This is a genomic window from Pyxidicoccus trucidator (genome assembly GCF_010894435.1).
GTDB lineage: Bacteria > Myxococcota > Myxococcia > Myxococcales > Myxococcaceae > Myxococcus > Myxococcus trucidator.
The window spans coordinates 172,418-190,426 of record NZ_JAAIXZ010000014.1; the positions used below are offsets into that span (position 1 = coordinate 172,418).

At 71.8% G+C, this 18,009-nt stretch carries 14 protein-coding genes; all 14 read right to left on the reverse strand.

Annotated features, from left to right (window positions below):
- Position 1: 1 nt before the first annotated feature.
- The 14 genes from G4D85_RS33400 to G4D85_RS33465 all read right to left on the reverse strand — a co-directional run bounded on the left by G4D85_RS33400 (position 2) and on the right by G4D85_RS33465 (position 18,006).
- On the reverse strand, positions 2-724 hold the full coding sequence (locus G4D85_RS33400) for a carboxypeptidase-like regulatory domain-containing protein (protein ID WP_164018116.1): 723 nt from the start codon (positions 722-724) through the stop codon (positions 2-4).
- An 18-nt stretch (positions 725-742) separates the two neighbouring features.
- The gene (locus G4D85_RS33405) at positions 743-2,425 is read right to left on the reverse strand and encodes a hypothetical protein (RefSeq protein ID WP_164018117.1); all 1,683 of its coding nucleotides are present in this window, start codon (positions 2,423-2,425) and stop codon (positions 743-745) included.
- The gene (locus G4D85_RS33410) at positions 2,422-4,227 is read right to left on the reverse strand and encodes a baseplate J/gp47 family protein (protein WP_164018118.1); all 1,806 of its coding nucleotides are present in this window, start codon (positions 4,225-4,227) and stop codon (positions 2,422-2,424) included. The genes G4D85_RS33405 and G4D85_RS33410 overlap by 4 nt, the downstream gene beginning before the upstream one ends.
- On the reverse strand, positions 4,224-4,694 hold the full coding sequence (locus tag G4D85_RS33415) for a GPW/gp25 family protein (RefSeq protein WP_164018119.1): 471 nt from the start codon (positions 4,692-4,694) through the stop codon (positions 4,224-4,226). The genes G4D85_RS33410 and G4D85_RS33415 overlap by 4 nt, the downstream gene beginning before the upstream one ends.
- Positions 4,694-5,032: a hypothetical protein gene (locus G4D85_RS33420; RefSeq protein WP_240359647.1), complete on the reverse strand. Its 339-nt coding sequence runs from the start codon at positions 5,030-5,032 to the stop codon at positions 4,694-4,696. The genes G4D85_RS33415 and G4D85_RS33420 overlap by 1 nt, the downstream gene beginning before the upstream one ends.
- A gap of 4 nt (positions 5,033-5,036) precedes the next feature.
- Positions 5,037-5,711, reverse strand: a complete 675-nt coding sequence (locus G4D85_RS33425; protein ID WP_164018121.1) for a phage baseplate assembly protein V — start codon at positions 5,709-5,711, stop codon at positions 5,037-5,039.
- Positions 5,708-6,688: a hypothetical protein gene (locus G4D85_RS33430; RefSeq protein WP_164018122.1), complete on the reverse strand. Its 981-nt coding sequence runs from the start codon at positions 6,686-6,688 to the stop codon at positions 5,708-5,710. Before G4D85_RS33430 ends, G4D85_RS33425 begins: the two co-directional genes overlap by 4 nt.
- Entirely contained in the window at positions 6,685-7,953 is a 1,269-nt protein-coding gene (locus tag G4D85_RS33435) for a hypothetical protein (RefSeq protein ID WP_164018123.1), read from the reverse strand. Before G4D85_RS33435 ends, G4D85_RS33430 begins: the two co-directional genes overlap by 4 nt.
- 2 nt (positions 7,954-7,955) lie before the next feature.
- Entirely contained in the window at positions 7,956-8,444 is a 489-nt protein-coding gene (locus tag G4D85_RS33440) for a hypothetical protein (RefSeq protein WP_164018124.1), read from the reverse strand.
- Between the two features lie 24 nt (positions 8,445-8,468).
- Complete coding sequence (locus G4D85_RS33445) at positions 8,469-8,963, reverse strand: hypothetical protein (RefSeq protein ID WP_164018125.1); 495 nt, start codon at positions 8,961-8,963, stop codon at positions 8,469-8,471.
- Positions 8,964-9,004: 41 nt separating this feature from the next.
- Positions 9,005-10,456, reverse strand: a complete 1,452-nt coding sequence (locus G4D85_RS33450) for a phage tail sheath C-terminal domain-containing protein (protein WP_205525822.1) — start codon at positions 10,454-10,456, stop codon at positions 9,005-9,007.
- An 81-nt stretch (positions 10,457-10,537) separates the two neighbouring features.
- The gene (locus G4D85_RS33455; RefSeq protein WP_164018126.1) at positions 10,538-11,365 is read right to left on the reverse strand and encodes a hypothetical protein; all 828 of its coding nucleotides are present in this window, start codon (positions 11,363-11,365) and stop codon (positions 10,538-10,540) included.
- On the reverse strand, positions 11,362-15,090 hold the full coding sequence (locus tag G4D85_RS33460; RefSeq protein WP_164018127.1) for a WD40/YVTN/BNR-like repeat-containing protein: 3,729 nt from the start codon (positions 15,088-15,090) through the stop codon (positions 11,362-11,364). Before G4D85_RS33460 ends, G4D85_RS33455 begins: the two co-directional genes overlap by 4 nt.
- Before the next feature lie 69 nt (positions 15,091-15,159).
- A complete protein-coding gene (locus G4D85_RS33465) occupies positions 15,160-18,006 on the reverse strand; it encodes a zinc dependent phospholipase C family protein (protein WP_164018128.1) in 2,847 nt (948 codons plus the stop codon).
- Positions 18,007-18,009: the final 3 nt, after the last annotated feature.

An 18,009-nucleotide genomic window follows, 5' to 3' on the forward strand; every position in this document is an offset into this window, starting at 1 on the left:
CTCACTTCTGAAGGTTCTGCACCTTGCCGAGCACCAGGCCCATCGCCTCCAGGGCCTTCTTCGCCTCCACCAGCGTGAGGCCCGCCATCGACGGCACCTCCACGGTGGTTTCAATCTTCGGCGCCACCGCCACGGCGAGCGCCACCGTGCTGCCACCCACCGGCACCAGAGTGCCCGGAGGCGGCGACTGCACCAGCACCAGCGACAAGTCGTATTCAGGGCCGGGCGTCGAGGGCGGCAGGTCCTTGCCCTGCGTGTCCAGCAGCCGCGACACGGTGATGGCCTTCGCGCCCAGCGCGGTGCGCGCCTGCGTCAGGGTCATGCCGAACACCGTGGGCATGGGGACATGGGTGGCCGTGAGCGCCAGGTCCAGCGAGACGTCGCCCGCCGCCTCGGTGATGGTGACGTTGCCGGTGGCCACCGCGTAGCCCGGTGCCTCGGCGCGGACGGTGTAGGCCCCGGGCACGAGGCCCGGGATGAAGTACGTGGTGTCCGTCGACACCGGCCGTACGGCCTCGACAGGAGGGGCGCCGGTGCGCGTGGCCGTGACGCGCACGGTGGCCAGGTCCACCCCGGGCGTGGTGATGGTGACCCGGACGGCGTGGCTGGAGGCCGCCAGGTGTTTGTGCAGGCCGTCGACGCCGTCGACCACGTCGTTCCACGCCTGCGCGGTGAGTGGCTCTCCGGGGTTGACGTGCCGGGCGATGAAGGGGTTGAGCGCCATGATGATTCCTTTCGTCCGTCAGGATGCGGGCGGCACGGGGGACACCACGGTCCCGCCCAGGATGCGAAGTGTCGGGTCTCCCTCGGGCAGGGGCAGTACGCCCGTGCCGAGGATCCAGGAGTCGTCCAGGAGTTTCGTTTCGATGAGCACGCCCGCCGAGCGGAAGCGCTCCAGTGCGCGAGCCACCCGCTCCAGCGCGGTGGCCTCGGGCGTGTCCAGCGCGTCGAAGCGCGGGGGAATGGACACCCGGACCACGTAGGACTGGTGCTCGCGCCAGGCCAGCTTCAGCTTCGCGGCGTCCGGGTGGGGATTCGGCGGCGGCGCGAACACCGAGCGGTCCGCGAAGCCGATGGCGAAGTAGGGCGTCACCCGGCGCACGGTGAAGGCCGGCGCGGTGCCCTGGCGCAAGGACAGGTGGGCCTCCTGCACGAAGAAGGCGAAGCGCGTGTCGCCCACGCCGATGCCGGGCACCTCCAGCGACACCGCCGGATGGGGGAACACCGCGTCGCGGTCCAGCGTGCCCGGGGGCGTGGCCACGGCGAAGGTGAGGGGACGCGCGCCCTCCGCAAGGCCCGGCCCGGCGAACACGAAGTCGCGCGTGTGCGGCGCGGTGGCGTCCGCGAAGCAGGCCCCCTTCCAGGAGTAGCCCCGGTCCGTCACGTCCACGCCGTCCAGGCGCAGGGTGCCTTCCTCGGTGAGCACCAGCTGCTTCCCGTCCGGCACCGAGCCCGCGAAGCCGAAGCCGCAGCCCTCGTCGCGGTTCACCAGGTGCGGCCCCACCGTGTGGTCGCCCAGGCCCTCGATGCGCACCTCCAGCTCCGCCTGAGAGAAGCCGCGGCGGGACACGCTGAAGAGGTCCGCATGCGGACGCGGGCCCAGGTCTCGCTCCTCGCGGCGCAGCGGGTTCTCCTCCACGCCGACAATCTCCTCGGCGTAGGGCAGGGGCAGGGGAGGCAGGTTGCCGCCCCGGGGGACGGGCTCGGGGCGGAGCCGGTCCTTCACGAAGGTGACGTGCCGGTAGCGGTCCAGGCTGTGGAAGTAGCCGTCGGTGCGCGTGAGGTCGAGCGTGGTGCTGCCGGCCTCGCGAATCTGCGCCAGCACCTGCGCGTTCCGGGCGGTGTCCACCTCCAGGTCCAGCGCGTTGGTCGCGGCCTCCAGCAGCGAGCCCACGGTGATGTTGCCGTTGCCGTGGATGCGGCAGATCTCCCGGACGCGCTCGCGGGCCGCGTCCAGCACCTTGCGGAACGTCACGCTGCGCCGCGCGGCCGCCGCCAGCGCCGTGGCCGCCGCGTTGAGGTTCGCCGGCTGGGCCGGGGGCGCGTACCTCGGCAGCAGCGCGCCGGGCGTCTCCGTGCCCCAGAGCTCGAAGAGGGCCTGTGCCTGGGCGTCGCGCTCGGCGGTGTCGCCCGCCGTCACGGCGTCCTCCAGCGCCTGCGCCAGCGCGAGGACCTTCGCGACGCGGAGGAAGAGGAGGTCCAGTTGGGTGCGGTCGATGCCGTGCAGGCCACCGAGCAGCAGCAGATCCCGCAGCGTGTCCGCGTCCGCCAGCCGGTGCGCGCGGCGCACGCCGGCCAGGTCCGAGGAGAGCAGATCCAGGCCGCCGGCCAGGGCCGCCACCGCCTCGCCCAGCTGCTTGCCGGGCCGGGCGGCCTCCAGGTGCGCGGGGAAGCGCTGGAGGATCTGCAGGGGGCGCGTGCTCACGGTGAGGTCACCTTCACGTTGCGAATCCAGGCCAGCTCCTGGGGCGTCAGCGTGAGCGCCGGGCTGACGCCATTGAGCCGCACGCCCGCCGTCACGTACTCACCCGTGTAGCTGAGGGTATTCACGGTGAACGTCTCGGGCGGGGTGATGAGCCCGCGCAGCGCGGCGGCCGTCAGGTTCGTCAGCGAGCCCACGCCGTCCCGGAGCTGCGCCATGATTTGATAGCGCGCGGCGTCCAGGTTCGCGGCGGTGTCGCCCAGCGCGCCCGCGCCCAGCAAGGTGATGCCCACGACGACCTCCAGGCCCAGCAGCTCGCCGGCGACGCGCACCTCGATGCTGCCTCCGTCCTTCGTCGCCACGGACGGACGCCGCGTGCGTCCGGGGAAGACGTTGCGGTGGCGGGGCCCATTCGGCGCGGAGGGCGGGTACAGCTCCAGCGCCGCGTCCACCACGCCGTCGATTCCCATCAGCGCGGCGACGACGCGGTTGTAGACCACCGCCTCGCCCACGCCCGCGTCCGCCACGGTGACGCGGAGGGTCTCCTCGGCCAGCGTCTTGAGCGCGGTCCGGTCCTGCGCGGACAGCCGGGCGGAGCCGGGCACCAGGATGACCCGGGCCACCACCGGGGCGAACAGGCCCTCGCCGTCGAGGCTGTCCTGCGGGTCTCCCTCCATTTCCGAGACGAGGTTCGCGCTCGGGGTGACGACCTCGGGCGGCGGCGTGACGCTCAGGTGGTGCAGCACGCGCACGCCCACGGGCCGGGTGCTCTCGATGAGGTCCACCGCGCGCTCCGCCAGCGCCTGCGTCAGCTCGGCGGCCACGCTCACCGTCACCAGCCCGGGGCGGGTGAGCGGATCCTCCTCCAGCAGGATGTCCTTCTCGCGTACCCCCGGCAGCGTGGCCAGCGCACCCTTGAGCGCACCCACGGTGCCCTGGCCCGCCGTCTCCAGCGCCCGGCGGGCCCGCGCGCGGAGGGCCTCGTCCGTCTCCGGGTCGCCGTCCAGGCGGGTGCCCTGCGGATTCGCCGCGGACTCGATGCCGAGGATGGGCCGGTGGATGACGGAGATGGAGCGCGCCGGAGCCACGCCCAGGGGGCCGCTGTCTCGCGCGCGGATGGGTGCCTCCACCGACAGGCTGCCCCGGTGCAGGGTGCGGTCCTCGGTGGTCTCGAACTCCGCCAGCGGAGGCTCCGCCGTGGACAGGCGCGTGCCCTCCGGGACGAAGATGTCCGCGGGTGCGGGGCTCCCGCGGCTGAACACCACCGAGCCCGTCGCGAAGGTGCGATCTCGCCGCTCCAGCCCGACGAGGCGCACCAGGTTGTCCAGGTCGCGCCCGGTGGCGGTGTCCAGGAAGCCGGCCTCGTAGACGCCCTCGAGCTGCCGCGAGACGACGGCGTACTCGCGGGCGAAGCTCTCCGACAGCAGGCGCACCACGCTGCCCGGGTTGCGGTCATTCAGCCGGGGCGCCGCGCCGGAGGGGCCCCGGTGGTCGTAGTTGGCGAAGAAGGCCGTGCCCTCGTCCGGCCACACCGCGTCCGCGGCGGGCGTGCCGTCCGGGCTCGCCAGCCACTCGATACCGCCGTCAGTGTCGAGCGTGAAGTCGGTGTCGAGGACGAAGCGGTAGAAGTCCCCGTCCACCTGGCCGAACACGGACAGGGTGCTGGGGACGACGGGCCCCGGTGGGGACAGTCGGAAGGGGGCGTTCTCCGGCAGGAAGACGAAGCGCTCGCGGGCCACGCCGCCGGTGAGCGAGAGGAGCAGGTCCTCGACGAACTGCGCATACGGCTCCGCGGCGTAGCTCATGGCCGGGGCTCCAGGGAGAAGGGCACGACGAGGTTGAGGGGCGTCGGCTGGCCCACCACGCGCACGAGCAGCTCGATTCGCACCGTCTCGCGGGGCGGCTCGTGCTCGGCGCGGACGTCCGCCTTGAGGACCTTTTCGATTCGCGGCTCCTGCGCCAGCGCCTGCAGGATGAACAGCTTGATGAGGTTGCGCGTGCGCTCCACGTTGGGCTCGCCCAGCAACTCGTGGTGCCGCGAGCCGTAGTCCGGGTGGCCCAGCGGGGCCAACTCGCCCTTGCGAGTCTTCAGCCGGTTGGCGATGGCCTGCGTCAGCGCGTCCACGCCCTCCACCACGCCCAGGTCCTTGAGCGCGCCGCGCCGGCCCGTGGCCAGGTCCGCGTCCTCGAAGAAGCCCTGGCCCCAGGCGTAGTCGAGCTCCAGGTCCTTCCCCATGTACGGGGCCACATCCTGTGCCGTGCGTCGCTTCATCACGGAGCCCCCGTATCGGTAATGTATGGCGCTGCCGGCGGGCCGATGATGGCGAGCACACCCGGCCCGCTCGGAATCTGGTCGCCCACGCGCACCAGCCCCTGACCGTTGATGACGACGCCGGTGGAACCCCCGTTGCCGATGGGCAGCACGTACGGCGCCCCGGAGACGGAGTTCACCATGTTGCAGAGGCTGCCGGCGGTGGCCAGCGGCATGCCGCCCGCGGTGGCGATGACCTGCGTAATCGTGGTGATGACGCCGGAGTCCGGCGGCCCGGCCACTCCGGGCGTGAGCACCACGCTGCAACCGACTGTGACTGGCGGGCCTGGCACGGTCATTCCCTCAAGACGGGCTGAACTGCGTGTTGCCCGCGATGCCGACCTGCGGGCCCTTCACCTTGGCTTCGCTCTGTCCTTCCAGGGTGGCCGAGCTGCCCTTCAGGGACGCCGCCCCCTGGGCCGAGAGCTTCAAGTCCCCCTGTGCCGCCAGCTCCATGTCTCCTTGCGCCTGCACGGACACCTTGCCCTTGGCCTGGATGGTGACGTCGCCGTCCTTGTTGATGACCACGGACGTCTCGCCCAGCGTCACCGTGAGCGCCTCGTCCTGGAGCGTGACGGTGCTGCCGCCGGGCAGCTCCACGTGGAAGCGCTTGACGGCGGAGTCCTCCTCGTCGGGCGGCTGGTAGACGACCTCGTGCGGCGCGGCCACCGGCGGGTGCGCCTGGTCGTCGTAGACACAGCCCACGACGATGGGCGCGTTGAGGTCTCCGCCCACGAAGTTGACCAGCACGAGGTCCCCCACGTTGGGCAGCGCGGAGAAGCCGATGCGGCCCACCGCCACGGGCACGCGCGGCAACTCCACGCCGCTGGCGCGCAGGCGCACGTCCACCTGATGGTTGGCCGGGCTGTCCTCGGAGTCGTGCGTGTGCACGAGCGTGACGCTGCCCAGCTCGGGCTGGCGCACGCGGGACAGCTCGTCCCGGATGATGGCGCGCAGGGTGGCGACGAGGCCGCTCACAGGAGCCCTCCCAGCGAGCCGCCGCCACCGGCGGACTCCACGGTGAGGGTGGTGGTGAAGCCGGCGCGCGCGTCCAGCACGTGCGCCACGGACAACACGCGCAGCGGACCCGGATCTCCGGAGGGCAGGTCCTTCACGGCCACGCGGGTGCCCGGGCGTACCTCGGGACGGCCGGTGACGGTGAGCTGCCCACGGACGGCCGCGCGGGCGGCGCGGTCCGTCAGCGCCTGGGCGAGCTGGTCCGCGGCGTCCCGGGTCCGGAAGGCGGGCACCACTCGCACCGGGCCGCTGGCGCCGCTGGCGGGCTCGCGCTGGAGCCAGTGCCACTTGTCGGAGCCGGAGTCGCTGGCCGCGCCCGAGGCGACGACGGCGGGAGCCTCCGGGCCGTGGCCGGGCCCCAGCTTCCAGGCCAGCAGGTCCGCGCCGTAGCGCAGGTCGACCTCGGCCATGCCGGGGCGGACGGGGACGAAGCGCAGACCGCCCTCGGCGCTGGCGCCCACGTCGGCGCCGGTGAGGGTGGCCAATTCCAGCAGGTGCGCCCAGAGCGAGCGGCGGTCGTCCACGCTGTACGCCTCCAACTGGAGGCTGCCTTCCACCTCGTCCACGTCCACGTCGGACGCGAGGTCCCGGACGATGTCGCCCACCGACTGTGAGACGTACGTCTGCGAGCGGCGCGCACGGGACAGCGCCACCGTGGCCGCGAGTCCTTCCAGCAGGGTGCCGTCCGGACCGGCGAGGATGCTGGTGACTTCACCGGCCCACACGGGTTCCTCGTCGTCCGCGTTGCCGAGCGCAATCTCCAGCGTGTCGCCCGGCGAGGCCTCGGCCAGCTTCGACGCGGGCCACAGCGTGAGCTCCACGGCGTCGTGCGTGCCGGACATGCCCAGGTGGATCTGCACCCGGACGAGGGCCGCTTCGGCCGCGGTGTAATCCCGGCCGGAGAGGGTGAGCACGGCGTTGGGGCGCGAGAGGGTCATGGGTCCAGCCCCTCCAGCGACACGCCCGCGCGCTCCGCTTCACGCCTCAGCAGGCGCTCCAGCCGCTGCGACAGCTTCGTCTCCTCCATGCGCTCCGCGAGGACGCTGGGGATGGCGGGGGAGGGCAGGGCGGTATTCGCCAGCAGGGTCGGAGGCGGATGCGACTCCGTCCTCGCCCGGGGCGCCTGGGCTGCACCGGACGATGCCTGGGCGGAGCGCGCGGCAAGGCCCGCGAGCCCTGTGAGTCCATTGCGAGCTTCGTCCGCCCGAGCCGTCGAGCCGCCGCGAGCTGCTTCCCCGCGCGTCGCGAGCCCTCCACGGGCTTCCTCCGCACGTGCGGCAAGGCCCGCGAGTCCACCGAGCCGACCGCGAGCCTCCGCCGCGCGAGCCCGTGAGCCACCGACCTCGGAGGCCGCCTGAGCAGTCGCACCGGGCGACGACACCTCGGAGGAGGGGAGGCGCGGACGGGAGGGCCCACGTGCGTCGAGCCGTTCCAGCGCCCGCTCCAGGGGCGCGGACAGAGAAGCCGTCTGAGGCGACTCCCCGCGCTTCTGCTCCGAAGCCACGAGGCTCCGCGACAGCACCGCCGCTACTTCTTGCGTCGACTCCTGAGAAAGGGAGACGAAAGGCGTCTCCAGCGCCGCCGTCGCTCCAGCGATTCGCGCCCGTTCCACGAGCCGCGCCCGGACTTCCTCACGCGAGGGAAGCCGGGGCCCACCGCCTCCCGTCGAAGCCGCGGGCGCCTCATGACGGGCGCGTGCGGGCCGCTCCACCGACGCAGGCGTCACCAGCGCTGCTTCCTGGACTCCCGCCATTTCCTGGAGCCGCAGCGGGTCCACGCGGCGCTCCGGAACGGCCATTCTCGCGGGCCCCCCGGTGCGAGCCGACCCAGCCACCACGGCCTCGCGCTTCCTCCGTGACACCGGACGACGGGGCTCCCCCGCCTCACGTTCCCCGGTGGAAGGAACGTTCATTCCACCCGCGACCGCCTCCCCCGGCACGCTCCGCCGGACCACCGGCTGTGCCGAGGCACCGTCACCCTCCACGGGCGCCAGCTTCGTCACGGCGCGCTCCAGCCGCTCCCCCACCGACGCCGGGGTGAGCAGCGGCGCGAGCCGCTCCCGCATTCCATCCTCCACGCCACCGAGCTCCGGAGACAGCGCGGGCAGCAGCCGGGACTCGGGCTCCAGCGTGGACAGCGTGCGTCCCGGCGCCGCCGCCAGGCCGAACAGCTTCCGGAACGAGGGGTGGACGCGGCGGGCCATCGTCAGGCGCTCCCGTCCTGCCCGTCACGGGCGAGCATCTCCAGGTACAGCAGCACCTGACCCACCGTCAGCTCGGAGCACTCGGCGGGCGTCCAGCCGAACTCCTTCGCCAGGACGAAGCACGCCTTCGCCAGCGGGGCCTTCACCGCGCTGTCCAGGTCGTCCTCGCCCAGGTTGAGCCCGCTGATGGCGTTGACCTTCTCCAGGAGGAACTGCACCAGCCCCGCCGACAGGCTGCCCACCTGCTCCACGGTCAGCTTCGGGGACACCAGCGCCTGCTGCACCATCAGGACGCTGGTCAGCACGCGCTGCTCCTTCGCGGCCCGCGACACGCGCTCCACGTCGCGGATCTGCAGCGGGCGCAGGACGACCTCCCCCGCGCTGCCCGTGGGGGAATCACCTGTGCCCGGCTTCAGGACGTTCGCGGGGAGCGAGACGGTGAACGTCCCCGCGGCGCCTGCCAGGAGCTCCTCGGCGGTAAGGCTCGCCATTTCCGACTCCTCCTCCTTCCCGCGTTACGCCGTGGTGTCTTCGACCTTCACCCAGAGGGCCTTGAAGCTGACCTTCTCCATCACGAAGTCGTCCTCGGGCAGGCTGTAGGCCCACTCGTCGATGCGGACGCCCGCCACCGTCACCGTGGCCGTCGTCCCCGGCTGTCCCGGGTTCTCCAGCCGCAGGCTGAGGTTGAAGGCCGGACTGACGAAGGTGCCCGCGGGCCGGTTGTCGGCCGCGTCTCCCAGCATCAGCTTCAGCAGCGCGCCGTTGACGTGCGCGCGCTCGATGGTGCCGAAGACGTTCATGTTCCCGGGCCGCAGCTCCGTGGCGAAGCGCTGCCCCAGCTCATGGAAGGGCCTCACGTCGTTCGTCACGCGCACCGTCACCCCGGTGCACCGGCCAATGGGCGTCAGCGAGTACTGGTCCGCGATGGCCTTCGCCTTGTCTCCCTCCGGTCCCGAGTCCACAGCGACCGAGATGGTTCCATCCGAACCGCGAAATACCGTGCCAGGCATGCTCTTGCTCCGTTCTCAGGGACGCGCGGTCAGCGGACCCATCACTCGAGGTTCATGATGACCTTCACGAAATCAATCGAGAAGGTCGGCTGAAGGGTGAGCTCGACGAGCGCGATGCCGTTGATCTCCTGCTGGCGGGTCGCGCTGACCTTGAGCGTGTACTTGGTGAGCATCTCGTCCAGCACCATGCCGGACAGGAAGCCGTCCAGCGTGGCCTGCAGGGCCGCGCGCACGCGCGAGTTGTTGAGGCGGCCGATGTACGGGTTGGAGCCGATGCGCACGCCCGCCTTCGCGTAGTCCACGATGCGGCGCACGGAGATCTGCTTGAAGGCCCCCGTGTCCGTGGTGATGCCCTTGAGCACCCGGATGCCCAGGTCCTTCTTCAGCGCCAGCACCCGGTTGCCGAGCAGCGACTTCTGCTGCGCGCGCGTGTACTCGGTGGTGACGTCACCCACCGGCAGGTCCTTGTTGGTGAGGCTCACGTGCGGCGCCACCGAGGACAGGCGGCCCGCCACCAGCGCGGCGGTGTAGGCCGCCGGCAGCTTCGACTGAGGGTTGGCCTGGCCGGCCTTCGCCGCGTCGTCCGCGACGATGCCTGGCGCCACCAGCACCAGTCGCGCGTTGGACACCTTCGTCGCGTCCGCGCTGCCGATGCCGGCCGGGTCATCCGTCGAGGCGCCGATGACGGCGATGCGATCCCGGCTGTCGTTCTCCGTGGCCTCCAGGTGCGCCAGCACCGGGGCGGCGTTGTCATTGGCGTTGGCGCCCGCCACCACCACGAGGTTGACGGGCTGGTTGGCGAGCAGCGCCAGGCCCGCGGAGAACTCGGTGTTGGTGGGCGGGTTGCCGTTCGACGTGACGTTGGTGGGCAGGGCCCCCTTGTTCACGAAGCGCGCGACATCGGCCACGGCGACCGCGCTGGCGGATACCAGGCTGCTGCCCGCGTTGACGGCGGCGGCCAGCTCGTCAGCCCTGGCGGCGGTGAACTCCTCCTTCACCCGCCCGTGGGAGACTTGCAGTCGGGTGCGGTTGTCGGAGGCGTCCGCCGGCAGGTTCTTGAAGGTGGTGACGGTGACCTTGATGTCGTTGCCCCACGTGCCCGGCGTCTTCGCCGTGAGCGTGGTGACCGTCGTGTCGGTGCCGCCGACGTCCGCCGTGAGGTTCCACGTCGTGGACGGCATGGTGCCCACCACGTTGGCCACGCGTACGGCGTAGACGGTGGAGGCGCCACCGGAGAAGAGTTGCTCCAGGGCGCGCGTCAGGCTGAGCGCCCCCGCGGTGGATCCCGTGGTGGGCCACGCGTCGTAGCTCCCGAAGGTGTCCAGCGCCTCCGCATAGCTGCCGAGGAGCTTCACCTCGTTCACCGGCCCACGGCTCGCGGTGCCGACGATGCCCACGTTGCCCGTGGAGATGCCGCCGACTCCAATCAGCCCCTCCGCCCGGACGTCGATATACGTCCCGGGGAGGACCATCTCTGCAATCGTCTCGCTCATCCTGCGCTCCTCGTCAGACGTCGTTGTGCCGTCGCTTCACTCCGTGATGGGCCGCCTTCCCGCGGCCACCGCGTGCCCGTCTCAGCTCCCAGGCAGCCCCACCTCGGCCACCACCGGAATCTGGCGGATGACTCCGCCCGAGGACTCCGGCCTGTCCACGTCCCGCTCGAACTCGAAGCCCAGCCGCGCCGTGCGGCGCCGGGCCTGCGGTGCCGCCACCTCTGGAACGCCCACGCTGCCCAGGCTTCGCAATTGAATGGAGCTGAGTCGCGCCACGGCGCTCCGCGCTGCCGGTCCCAGCAGCGCCTCCACCACCGCGTCCGACAACTGCACCGCCGCGGGCGCGGTTCCCGCGCAGGTGTCCACGCGCAGCACGCCGTTGAGCCGCTCCACGCGCCGCTCCCACTGGCCCAGGAAGTACGTCACCACCACCAGCCCTGTCTCCGGCAGCGGCGCGCCGAAGGTCAGCAGTCCCACCGTCGGGTCCGCGCTCACCTCGCTGGCGCCCGGCGCTCCGGCCACCACCGTCCGCGGCGAAACGCCCACGGTGACGGTGAGGTCCGCCGGCCCGAGTGGCCCCTCGCCGCCTTCCGCCTGCACCAGCCCGCCATGGGGCAGGGTGAGCCGCAAGCGGTCCTCGCTGAGGAGCGAGAAGGAGGGGTCCTCCGGCAGGCGGGGGTTCGCCAGGTCGATGCGCGCCGTCCACGGTAGCGCGCCCCCGGTGATGACCGAGCCATGGTCCCCCAGGCCGATGCGCGGCCGGGATGACTCCTCCAGCGACAGCACCACGCAGGGGAGGTCGGCGGTCTCCGCCGGCTCGGCCACGCCGACGCTCTTGGGCGTGGGAGACAGCCCGAGCCCGGACAGGTACGACGCCACCGAGGCGAGGAAGGCGGACTCGACCGTCATGGCACCGTCTCGAAGCGCAGCGCGCGCAGTGCGGCATTCGTGGCCTGCTGCCGGCGGGTGAAGAACAGCCAGAAGGCGTCCGGCCCGGCCACGGTGTTGATGTCGGGCATGTCCTCCAGGTTGATGTTCTCCACGGCATCCACGGCGCGGATGACCGCCGCGAGCACGAAGGCCTTGGCCCAGGGCTCCGTCTGGGCGGGCGCCGGGTCCGCGGCGGTGAAGTCGAAGCGCGCCACCTTCCAGTGCGCGGGGTCCAGGTCCCGCACCTGGACGCGGGCTCCAATCTGCGTCCAGGCTCCCGCCACGGTGGGGTGGACCAGCGGGGCCTGGTACAGGTCCACGTCCACGTGCACCCGCACGTTGTGGCGGTTGTGCACGCGCACGAAGATGGCGTTGTCATTGCCAATGCGGATGCGGTCGCCACGGCGCGGGTCCAACAGGTTGCCGAGCGGACCCAGCGGGGCATTCAGGTCCGCGGCGGGAATGGCGTCGGCGACGGCCTTGCGGAGCACGAGGAGGTCGGGGCTCCGGCCACCCCACGCCACGGAGCCGCGCTTGCCGAAGTCGTCCAGCCCATCCCGGACGAACACCGCCGCATGCTCCACCGGGGTGACGCGCAGGGCCGCCTGACGCCGGGCGAGCACATAGGCCTTCGTATCGCCGGACAGGGGCGCCTCCAGCGGATCGTCGGCGACCTGCTGACAGACGGCCAGGAGGGCCGCGTTGTGGCGGATCTTCAGCGGGCACACCCAGTCGAAGCGCACCACCACGGGCTGGCCGGGCCGGGCCGTGACGTTGTTCTGGATCCCCGCGAGCTGCCACGCCGAGGCCGGCGTGGGCGCATTGGGAAAGTTGATGGCGGCGGTGTCCAGCGGCGGGATGACCACCGGGTTGCCCGCGTTCGCCCAGTACAGCGCCACCTGCACGTTGTTGGCGACGGCGTGCCCGCGGTTGTGCACCTGCACATAGACGCGGTTGGTGTCGCCGGTAAGGGGCGGCTCGGAGACGAACTCCTCGTCCAGCTCGGAGCCGTCCGGCTGGTTGCCATAGGCCTCGGACTGGAGGAAGCGCCTGTCGCTGTCCAGCAGGTCCGGCGCGTTCACCTTGATGTCGATGGAGTGCGTGCCGTCCAGGTGGCTGGCGTTGGCCCCGGTGGGAAGGCGCGGGTCCTCCGCCAGCACATGGGCCGCCGGGTAGGTCCGCCCGTCGTCCATGAAGTGGTCCCGGATGCCCAGCTTCACCGAAGGCACGCGGTAGGCCGCGGGCGTGACGTAGGGACCGGGCGCCGCGCCCACGGGCGCCCCGCGGATGCTGGCCTCGAAGCAGCCCCGGGCGAAGGTGGCGCAGCGCAGGGTGAGCGCCTCGGGCACCACCTCCAGGTCGTTCACCACCAGCGGCTTCATCCCCCGGTTGAACGTCGACCACGTGGGGGTGAGGGGTGGCACCAGCGCGGTGCCCAGGGTGAAGGCCGGCAAATCCCTCGTCACGTAGACGCCCACCAGCGTCCCCGCGAAGAGCACGCGCGGGTCCGTGGGGTGGAACGCCAGCGCCGTGACACCGCCCGGAGGAAGCTGCGCGCCGTTCGTCACGTCCTCCCAGGTGACACCCCGGTCATGGGAGAGCACCACCCTGCGGGTGGAGGAGTATGCGGCGGCCGCCACCACCTGTGGGTGCGCGGGGTGCACCGCGAACGCGGAGATGAACACCAGGGCGCCGCCGGTGTTGAGGGGCGTGTTTGCCGTCCAGCTCGTGCCGCCGTCAGAGGTGGAGAAGACGTCACCCGTGCTGGTGCCCACGTAGATGTCGGTGGCGGAGTCCGCGCCGGGACCGAACACGAGCGCGCTGGTCTCCGCGGGGCCTCCGGCCGCCGTCGGCGTGTACGTCATCGGGCCGAGCCGGCTCCAGCTCGAGCCTCCGTTGTTCGTGAGGAACGCACCGCCCTTGCGGCCCAGCAGCAGCCGGCCCGGGGTGCTCGGGTCGCTCCGGACGAGCCCGCGGAAGAGCTGCCCGTTGGCGGAGGGAATCGAGCTGTCGATGGTGTTGCTGGTCACCCGCATCTTCACGGGCTCGACGCCGTCGGGTGAGGGCACCTCGCGCAGCGGGGTGAAGGTGTCGCCGTCGGAGGTGATGTTCGTCTCGTCCAGTCGGACCTGGCTCGTCGTGTAGAACTTGCGCGGGTCCGTGGGGTGCATGGCAATGGCACCGCCATCGCCGCCGTCCACGCGGTACCAGGTGGGCCCTCCGTAGGTGAGGAAGGTGCCGTTGTCCTGCATGCCCCCGCCGAAGATGAACGGGTAGACGGGGTGGGTGCTGATGTCGATGAACTGAGACCCCTGGATGCCGTAGCTGCGCTTACGCCAGCTCACGCCCTGGTCGTCCGTGAAGGACACGCCGCCGTCATTGCCCACCCACAGCCGCCGGGGGTTGGACGACTGCCGCTCGCACAGGTCGAACACGATGGCGTGCATGTCCGCGTGCTGGGCGCGGCGGTCATGCTCCATGTAGTTGCGCCAGTCGATCAGCCTCGACCAGGTGGCACCCGAGTCCGTGCTGCGCAGCAGGTCCACGTGCCCGGCGATGACGACCTCGGGGACGGTGGGGTGGACCGCCAGCTCCATGCTGTACCAGGCCTGTCCCGCACTGTCGTCGGACCGGCTCTTGGGCTGCTCCATCCAGGTGGTTCTGCCGCCCGTGAGGACGTACGCGAAGCTGACCCCGCCGTCCGTGGAGCGCAGCAGGGGCAGGGGGTTGCCGGAAGAGAAGGGGCCCGTCGTCGCGTCGTCCTCGATGAGCGCGTAGGCGATGGTGGCGTTGGACTGCGCGAAGGCGAGGCGAATCCTCCCGATGGGGTTGGTGCGCGTGGCGGTCGGCGCGTCCGGGGGCGGCGGGGGGACTCCGGTGGAGGGCGTCCACACCGTGCTGACGGCCACCCGGTCGAAGACGCCGCGATGCACGCCTTCGTCCTGGACGCCGGCCAGCAGCCAGAGCTTGTTCGGGTCGCCAGGGTCCGTCGCCAGCGCCACGTCGGTGACCATCCGGTTGGTGCCCGCGTACGCCAGCGCCTCGCGGTGGGCGACGTGGCCCTCGAAGCGCCACAGGCCACTCGAGCTGGCGGCCCAGAAGCGGTTCGGCGTCGTCGGGTCCACCACGATGCGGGTGTACCGGTAGGCGGCACCCAGGGCGCCGCCGCCCTCGTTCCCGGTGGCGACCTGCACGAACGTCGTACCGCCGTCACTGGAGTGGAACAGGCCCAGGCCGCCCGCGTCCCAGCGCGCCTTCTCTCCCGTGCCCACGAAGATGTGGTCCCGGTTGGTGGGCGCCACGGCGATGGTGCCCACCGGCACGACGCCAATGCCCGTGGCCCCCACGACGTCCTCGGAGAGCGGCTCCCAGGTGTTGCCCTGGTCCCGCGTGCGCCACAGGCCGGCCTCGGCCGTGCCCGCGTAGAACGTCTCCAACTGCACGGGGTCCTGCGCCAGGCAGCGCACCGCGCCGCCCACGTTGCGCGGGCCCAGCGGCGTCCAGCCGTCGCCGGTGGCGTCCGCCGGAGCGGCCCGCTGGTGCACGTGCGCGCTGCGGATGATGGTGTAGAGCGAGCCGCCGCCCGCCAGCGTCCGCTCGAGCCGCTCCAGCTTCTCCCGGGCGCGGGCGCGCGGGCGTCCGCCGCCCTCGCCCTCGGGCGCTTCAGCCTCGCCGGGAGTCGCTGCCTGTTCGTCGCCAGCCACCGTGCTCTCCTCCTCTCGTCGGGCCGCGGCCGCTCGGGGCCGCGGGGACTGCGTTCACGTCCTCCTCCGCTACAGCGTGAGGGGTGCTGGCAGGTCCAGCAGGTAGGCCAGCGCCTTGCCCAGCTCCTCCGTGGTGGGCTCGCCCGGGCGGGCCGGGGCCGCGCAGGCGCGGACCGTGGTGCGCTCCAGCCACTGGCGCAGCACCGGCACCCAGCCCTGGGCGTTGCTGAACGGCTCGCCGTCCGCGGAGCGGGGCGCCACCCAGTCCGGATCCCTCGGCTGCGGCATGGCCGCGTCGTACGACGCCACGTTGCCGCCCTTCTCACTGCGCGCGCCGCCCATCACCAGCATGCGCCACTCGTTGACGCGCCGCCGGTCCAGGCTCCAGTTGCGGAACACCTGGTAGACCTTGGACACGCCCGGCGCCACCGCCGCGCCTCCACCCCGGGGAGCCCGGCCGGCCAGCTCGGGAATGAGGCGCTCGGCCTCGGTGAGCAGGTGCGGCGTCATGCCCATGCACAGCAGCGCGCCCAGGTCCGCCGCCAGGTCCATGATGGACTCGCCGCCCAGCACGCCCGGGGGCATGCGCGGGTCCGTCACGTACGTGTAGCCGTCGCGCGGCTCCTCCCTCGGGCCCACCCGGCTGTACCGCTTCGCGGAGATGGGCGGGTCGAACGCGCGGTCCACGTGGAGCAGCGTGTCGGACACGATGTCCGTCACGATGCGCAGCTGGCCCTCGCTCTCCAGCTGATCGCCCGGCTCGAAGAAGTAGTCGAAGCCGGCACCGTGGACGCTGGTGCCGCTGGAGACAATCTTGCCCGGCCCGCCCACGGCATCGTCCTCGGGCGCCGGGGAACCCACGGCCCCCCGCGTTCCGAAGCGCACGGCCTGGTAGGCCTTGTCCGCGTGGTGGAGCACGTACTTCGTGTCGTCCGCGGTGGTGCCCACGGGGTACCAGGCTGTCACCGACTCGGGCAGACCTTCCTCCGACTCGTCACCGGCGCCGAGTTCCTCGGAGAAGGTGGCGCCCGGGGGCAGCTCGTAGTCGAGGTCCGCGTCCTCTGGGAACACGAGCGTGGCCTTGAGCTTGTTGCGCTCCCCGCCGGGCCCCTCGAAGGTCTGGTTGAGGTACTGCGCATACTCCCGGACGCTCATCGGGACGATGGGCGCTTCCAGGGTGCGCGCGGGCTCGCCGGTGCCCGTGAAGCTGAAGTCCAGGCGGGACTGCTCGGAGCGGATGAACAGGTTGCCGGGGCCCTCCCACCAGAGCTTGAGCAGCGGCCGGCGGCCGGACGGGTAGTGCAGCTTGTCCAGCGTCGCGGCATCCCCTCCGGGCAGCGTGAAGAGGGTGCTGTCGTCGAAGAGGCGGACGAAGTGCTTGCGGTCCGCGGGGAAGGACTCCGGGTGCTCTGGGATTCGCGCGTCACGGACCGTCCAGGGCAGGAGGATCCACCCCAGCAGCACGCCAATGGACATGACACAGACGAGCGCGATGAAGCCGCCCGTGCCCCCGCCCTCGCCCAGCTCCCGGAAGGTGGACACCAGCAGGAGGACGAGCAGCAGGGCGACGAGCGCGAACAGGAAGGGCAGGGCGTAGATGAGGTCCAGCGCCATGCGCGGCTTGTCCCCGGAGGCGAGGTCCACCATGCCCTTGGTGGCCATGGCCGCGCCGAACAGTCCCACCGGGGCCAGCAGCGCCAGCCAGCGCGTCCACGTGTCCGGGGCGTCGCCCAGGGTGATGAGGAAGACGAGGGCGAGGATGAATGACACCCCGAAGCCGGCCAGCCCCACCCCGTGCAGCGCTCCCACGCCCTTCGTGGTGATGGCGGCCAGCCAGATGCCGTAGAAGCCCATGGGGATGATGCCCAGCGCCGCGGGCATCATCAGCAGCTCGAACCAGCCGCGCTCGTCCACGTCCTCCAGCTCGCGCTCGATGAACTGGCGGCTGTTGGGCAGCGCCACCAGCAGCGGGGCGATGGCCAGCGCCGGCAGCATCATCGGCGTGAGGAAGAAGAACCACCGCCAGTAACCCCAGCCGTAGCCCATGCCCACCACGCCGGTGCGGTAGAACTTGTAGCCGTCCCGGAGGAAGTCGACGGTGAGCGACGGCGGCTGGTGCTCGCGGAAGGCCGTCTCGAACGGGCCGAAGCCCACCGGACGCGCCGACTGTGCGCCGTACACGCGCTCCAGGGCGTCCACGTACGCGGGGAAGAAGGCGCGGGGCACCTCGTCGAGCGTGGGCCACCACACGTCCCAGTCCTGGCCCTCGCGGGTGCTCTCGCGCAGCAGCACCTGATGCGCCACCCGGGCGTCGATGGAGCCCTCGCCACCGCTGTGGCTGAACTTGTGGCGGGTGCGGTAGCCGTTGTGCCACTCCAGGTCGTTGATGAACGGGTGCGAGATGACGTCCGCGGCCACATGGCACAGGTGGCCCAGCATGTACCCCGCCAGCTTCTTGGCCTCGTCCGCGGTGGCTGAGCCGTCCGCGACGGCGCGGCCCACCGCCTGCCACAGCTCCAGCACGAAGGTGTGCGTCTTCGCGACCACCAGCTCGCGGTGGCTGTCCGGGTTGCCCTTGTGGACGGTGTCGAAGACCCAGGCCTGCCCGCGGCTGAAGAAGGAGGAGAACGCGGGGATGTCCGGCCCCATGGAGCCCATCACCGAGAAGCGGGAGACGCCCTTTCCCAGGGGGGACAGGTAGATGCTGCCATCGGTGGGGTAGCTGATGGCGGGGGCTTCGGGGCCAGCGTGCTCCGACATCAGCCGGTGCGCCTGGTCCGCCAGGTGCCAGACGCGGTACTCCAGGTCGGTGACGTCAACGCCCAGGTTGATCTTGTTCCGGAGCCCGTCGCGGATGCGGGCCAGCCGCTCCCGCGTCAGCAGCATGATGGTCTTGTGGGTCAGGACGGCTGGCATGGC

What these genes read in the sequence shown, in the direction of transcription:
- G4D85_RS33415 (WP_164018119.1), bottom strand. Translation starts at nt 4,694, where the DNA reads ATGAAGCGACGCACGGCACAGGATGTGGCCCCGTACATGGGGAAGGAC.
- G4D85_RS33430 (WP_164018122.1), bottom strand. Translation starts at nt 6,688, where the DNA reads ATGACCCTCTCGCGCCCCAACGCCGTGCTCACCCTCTCCGGCCGGGAT.
- G4D85_RS33445 (WP_164018125.1), bottom strand. Translation starts at nt 8,963, where the DNA reads ATGCCTGGCACGGTATTTCGCGGTTCGGATGGAACCATCTCGGTCGCT.
- G4D85_RS33400 (WP_164018116.1), bottom strand. Translation starts at nt 724, where the DNA reads ATGGCGCTCAACCCCTTCATCGCCCGGCACGTCAACCCCGGAGAGCCA.
- G4D85_RS33465 (WP_164018128.1), bottom strand. Translation starts at nt 18,006, where the DNA reads ATGCCAGCCGTCCTGACCCACAAGACCATCATGCTGCTGACGCGGGAG.
- G4D85_RS33410 (WP_164018118.1), bottom strand. Translation starts at nt 4,227, where the DNA reads ATGAGCTACGCCGCGGAGCCGTATGCGCAGTTCGTCGAGGACCTGCTC.
- G4D85_RS33450 (WP_205525822.1), bottom strand. Translation starts at nt 10,456, where the DNA reads ATGAGCGAGACGATTGCAGAGATGGTCCTCCCCGGGACGTATATCGAC.
- G4D85_RS33455 (WP_164018126.1), bottom strand. Translation starts at nt 11,365, where the DNA reads ATGACGGTCGAGTCCGCCTTCCTCGCCTCGGTGGCGTCGTACCTGTCC.
- G4D85_RS33420 (WP_240359647.1), bottom strand. Translation starts at nt 5,032, where the DNA reads ATGACCGTGCCAGGCCCGCCAGTCACAGTCGGTTGCAGCGTGGTGCTC.
- G4D85_RS33440 (WP_164018124.1), bottom strand. Translation starts at nt 8,444, where the DNA reads ATGGCGAGCCTTACCGCCGAGGAGCTCCTGGCAGGCGCCGCGGGGACG.
- G4D85_RS33435 (WP_164018123.1), bottom strand. Translation starts at nt 7,953, where the DNA reads ATGGCCCGCCGCGTCCACCCCTCGTTCCGGAAGCTGTTCGGCCTGGCG.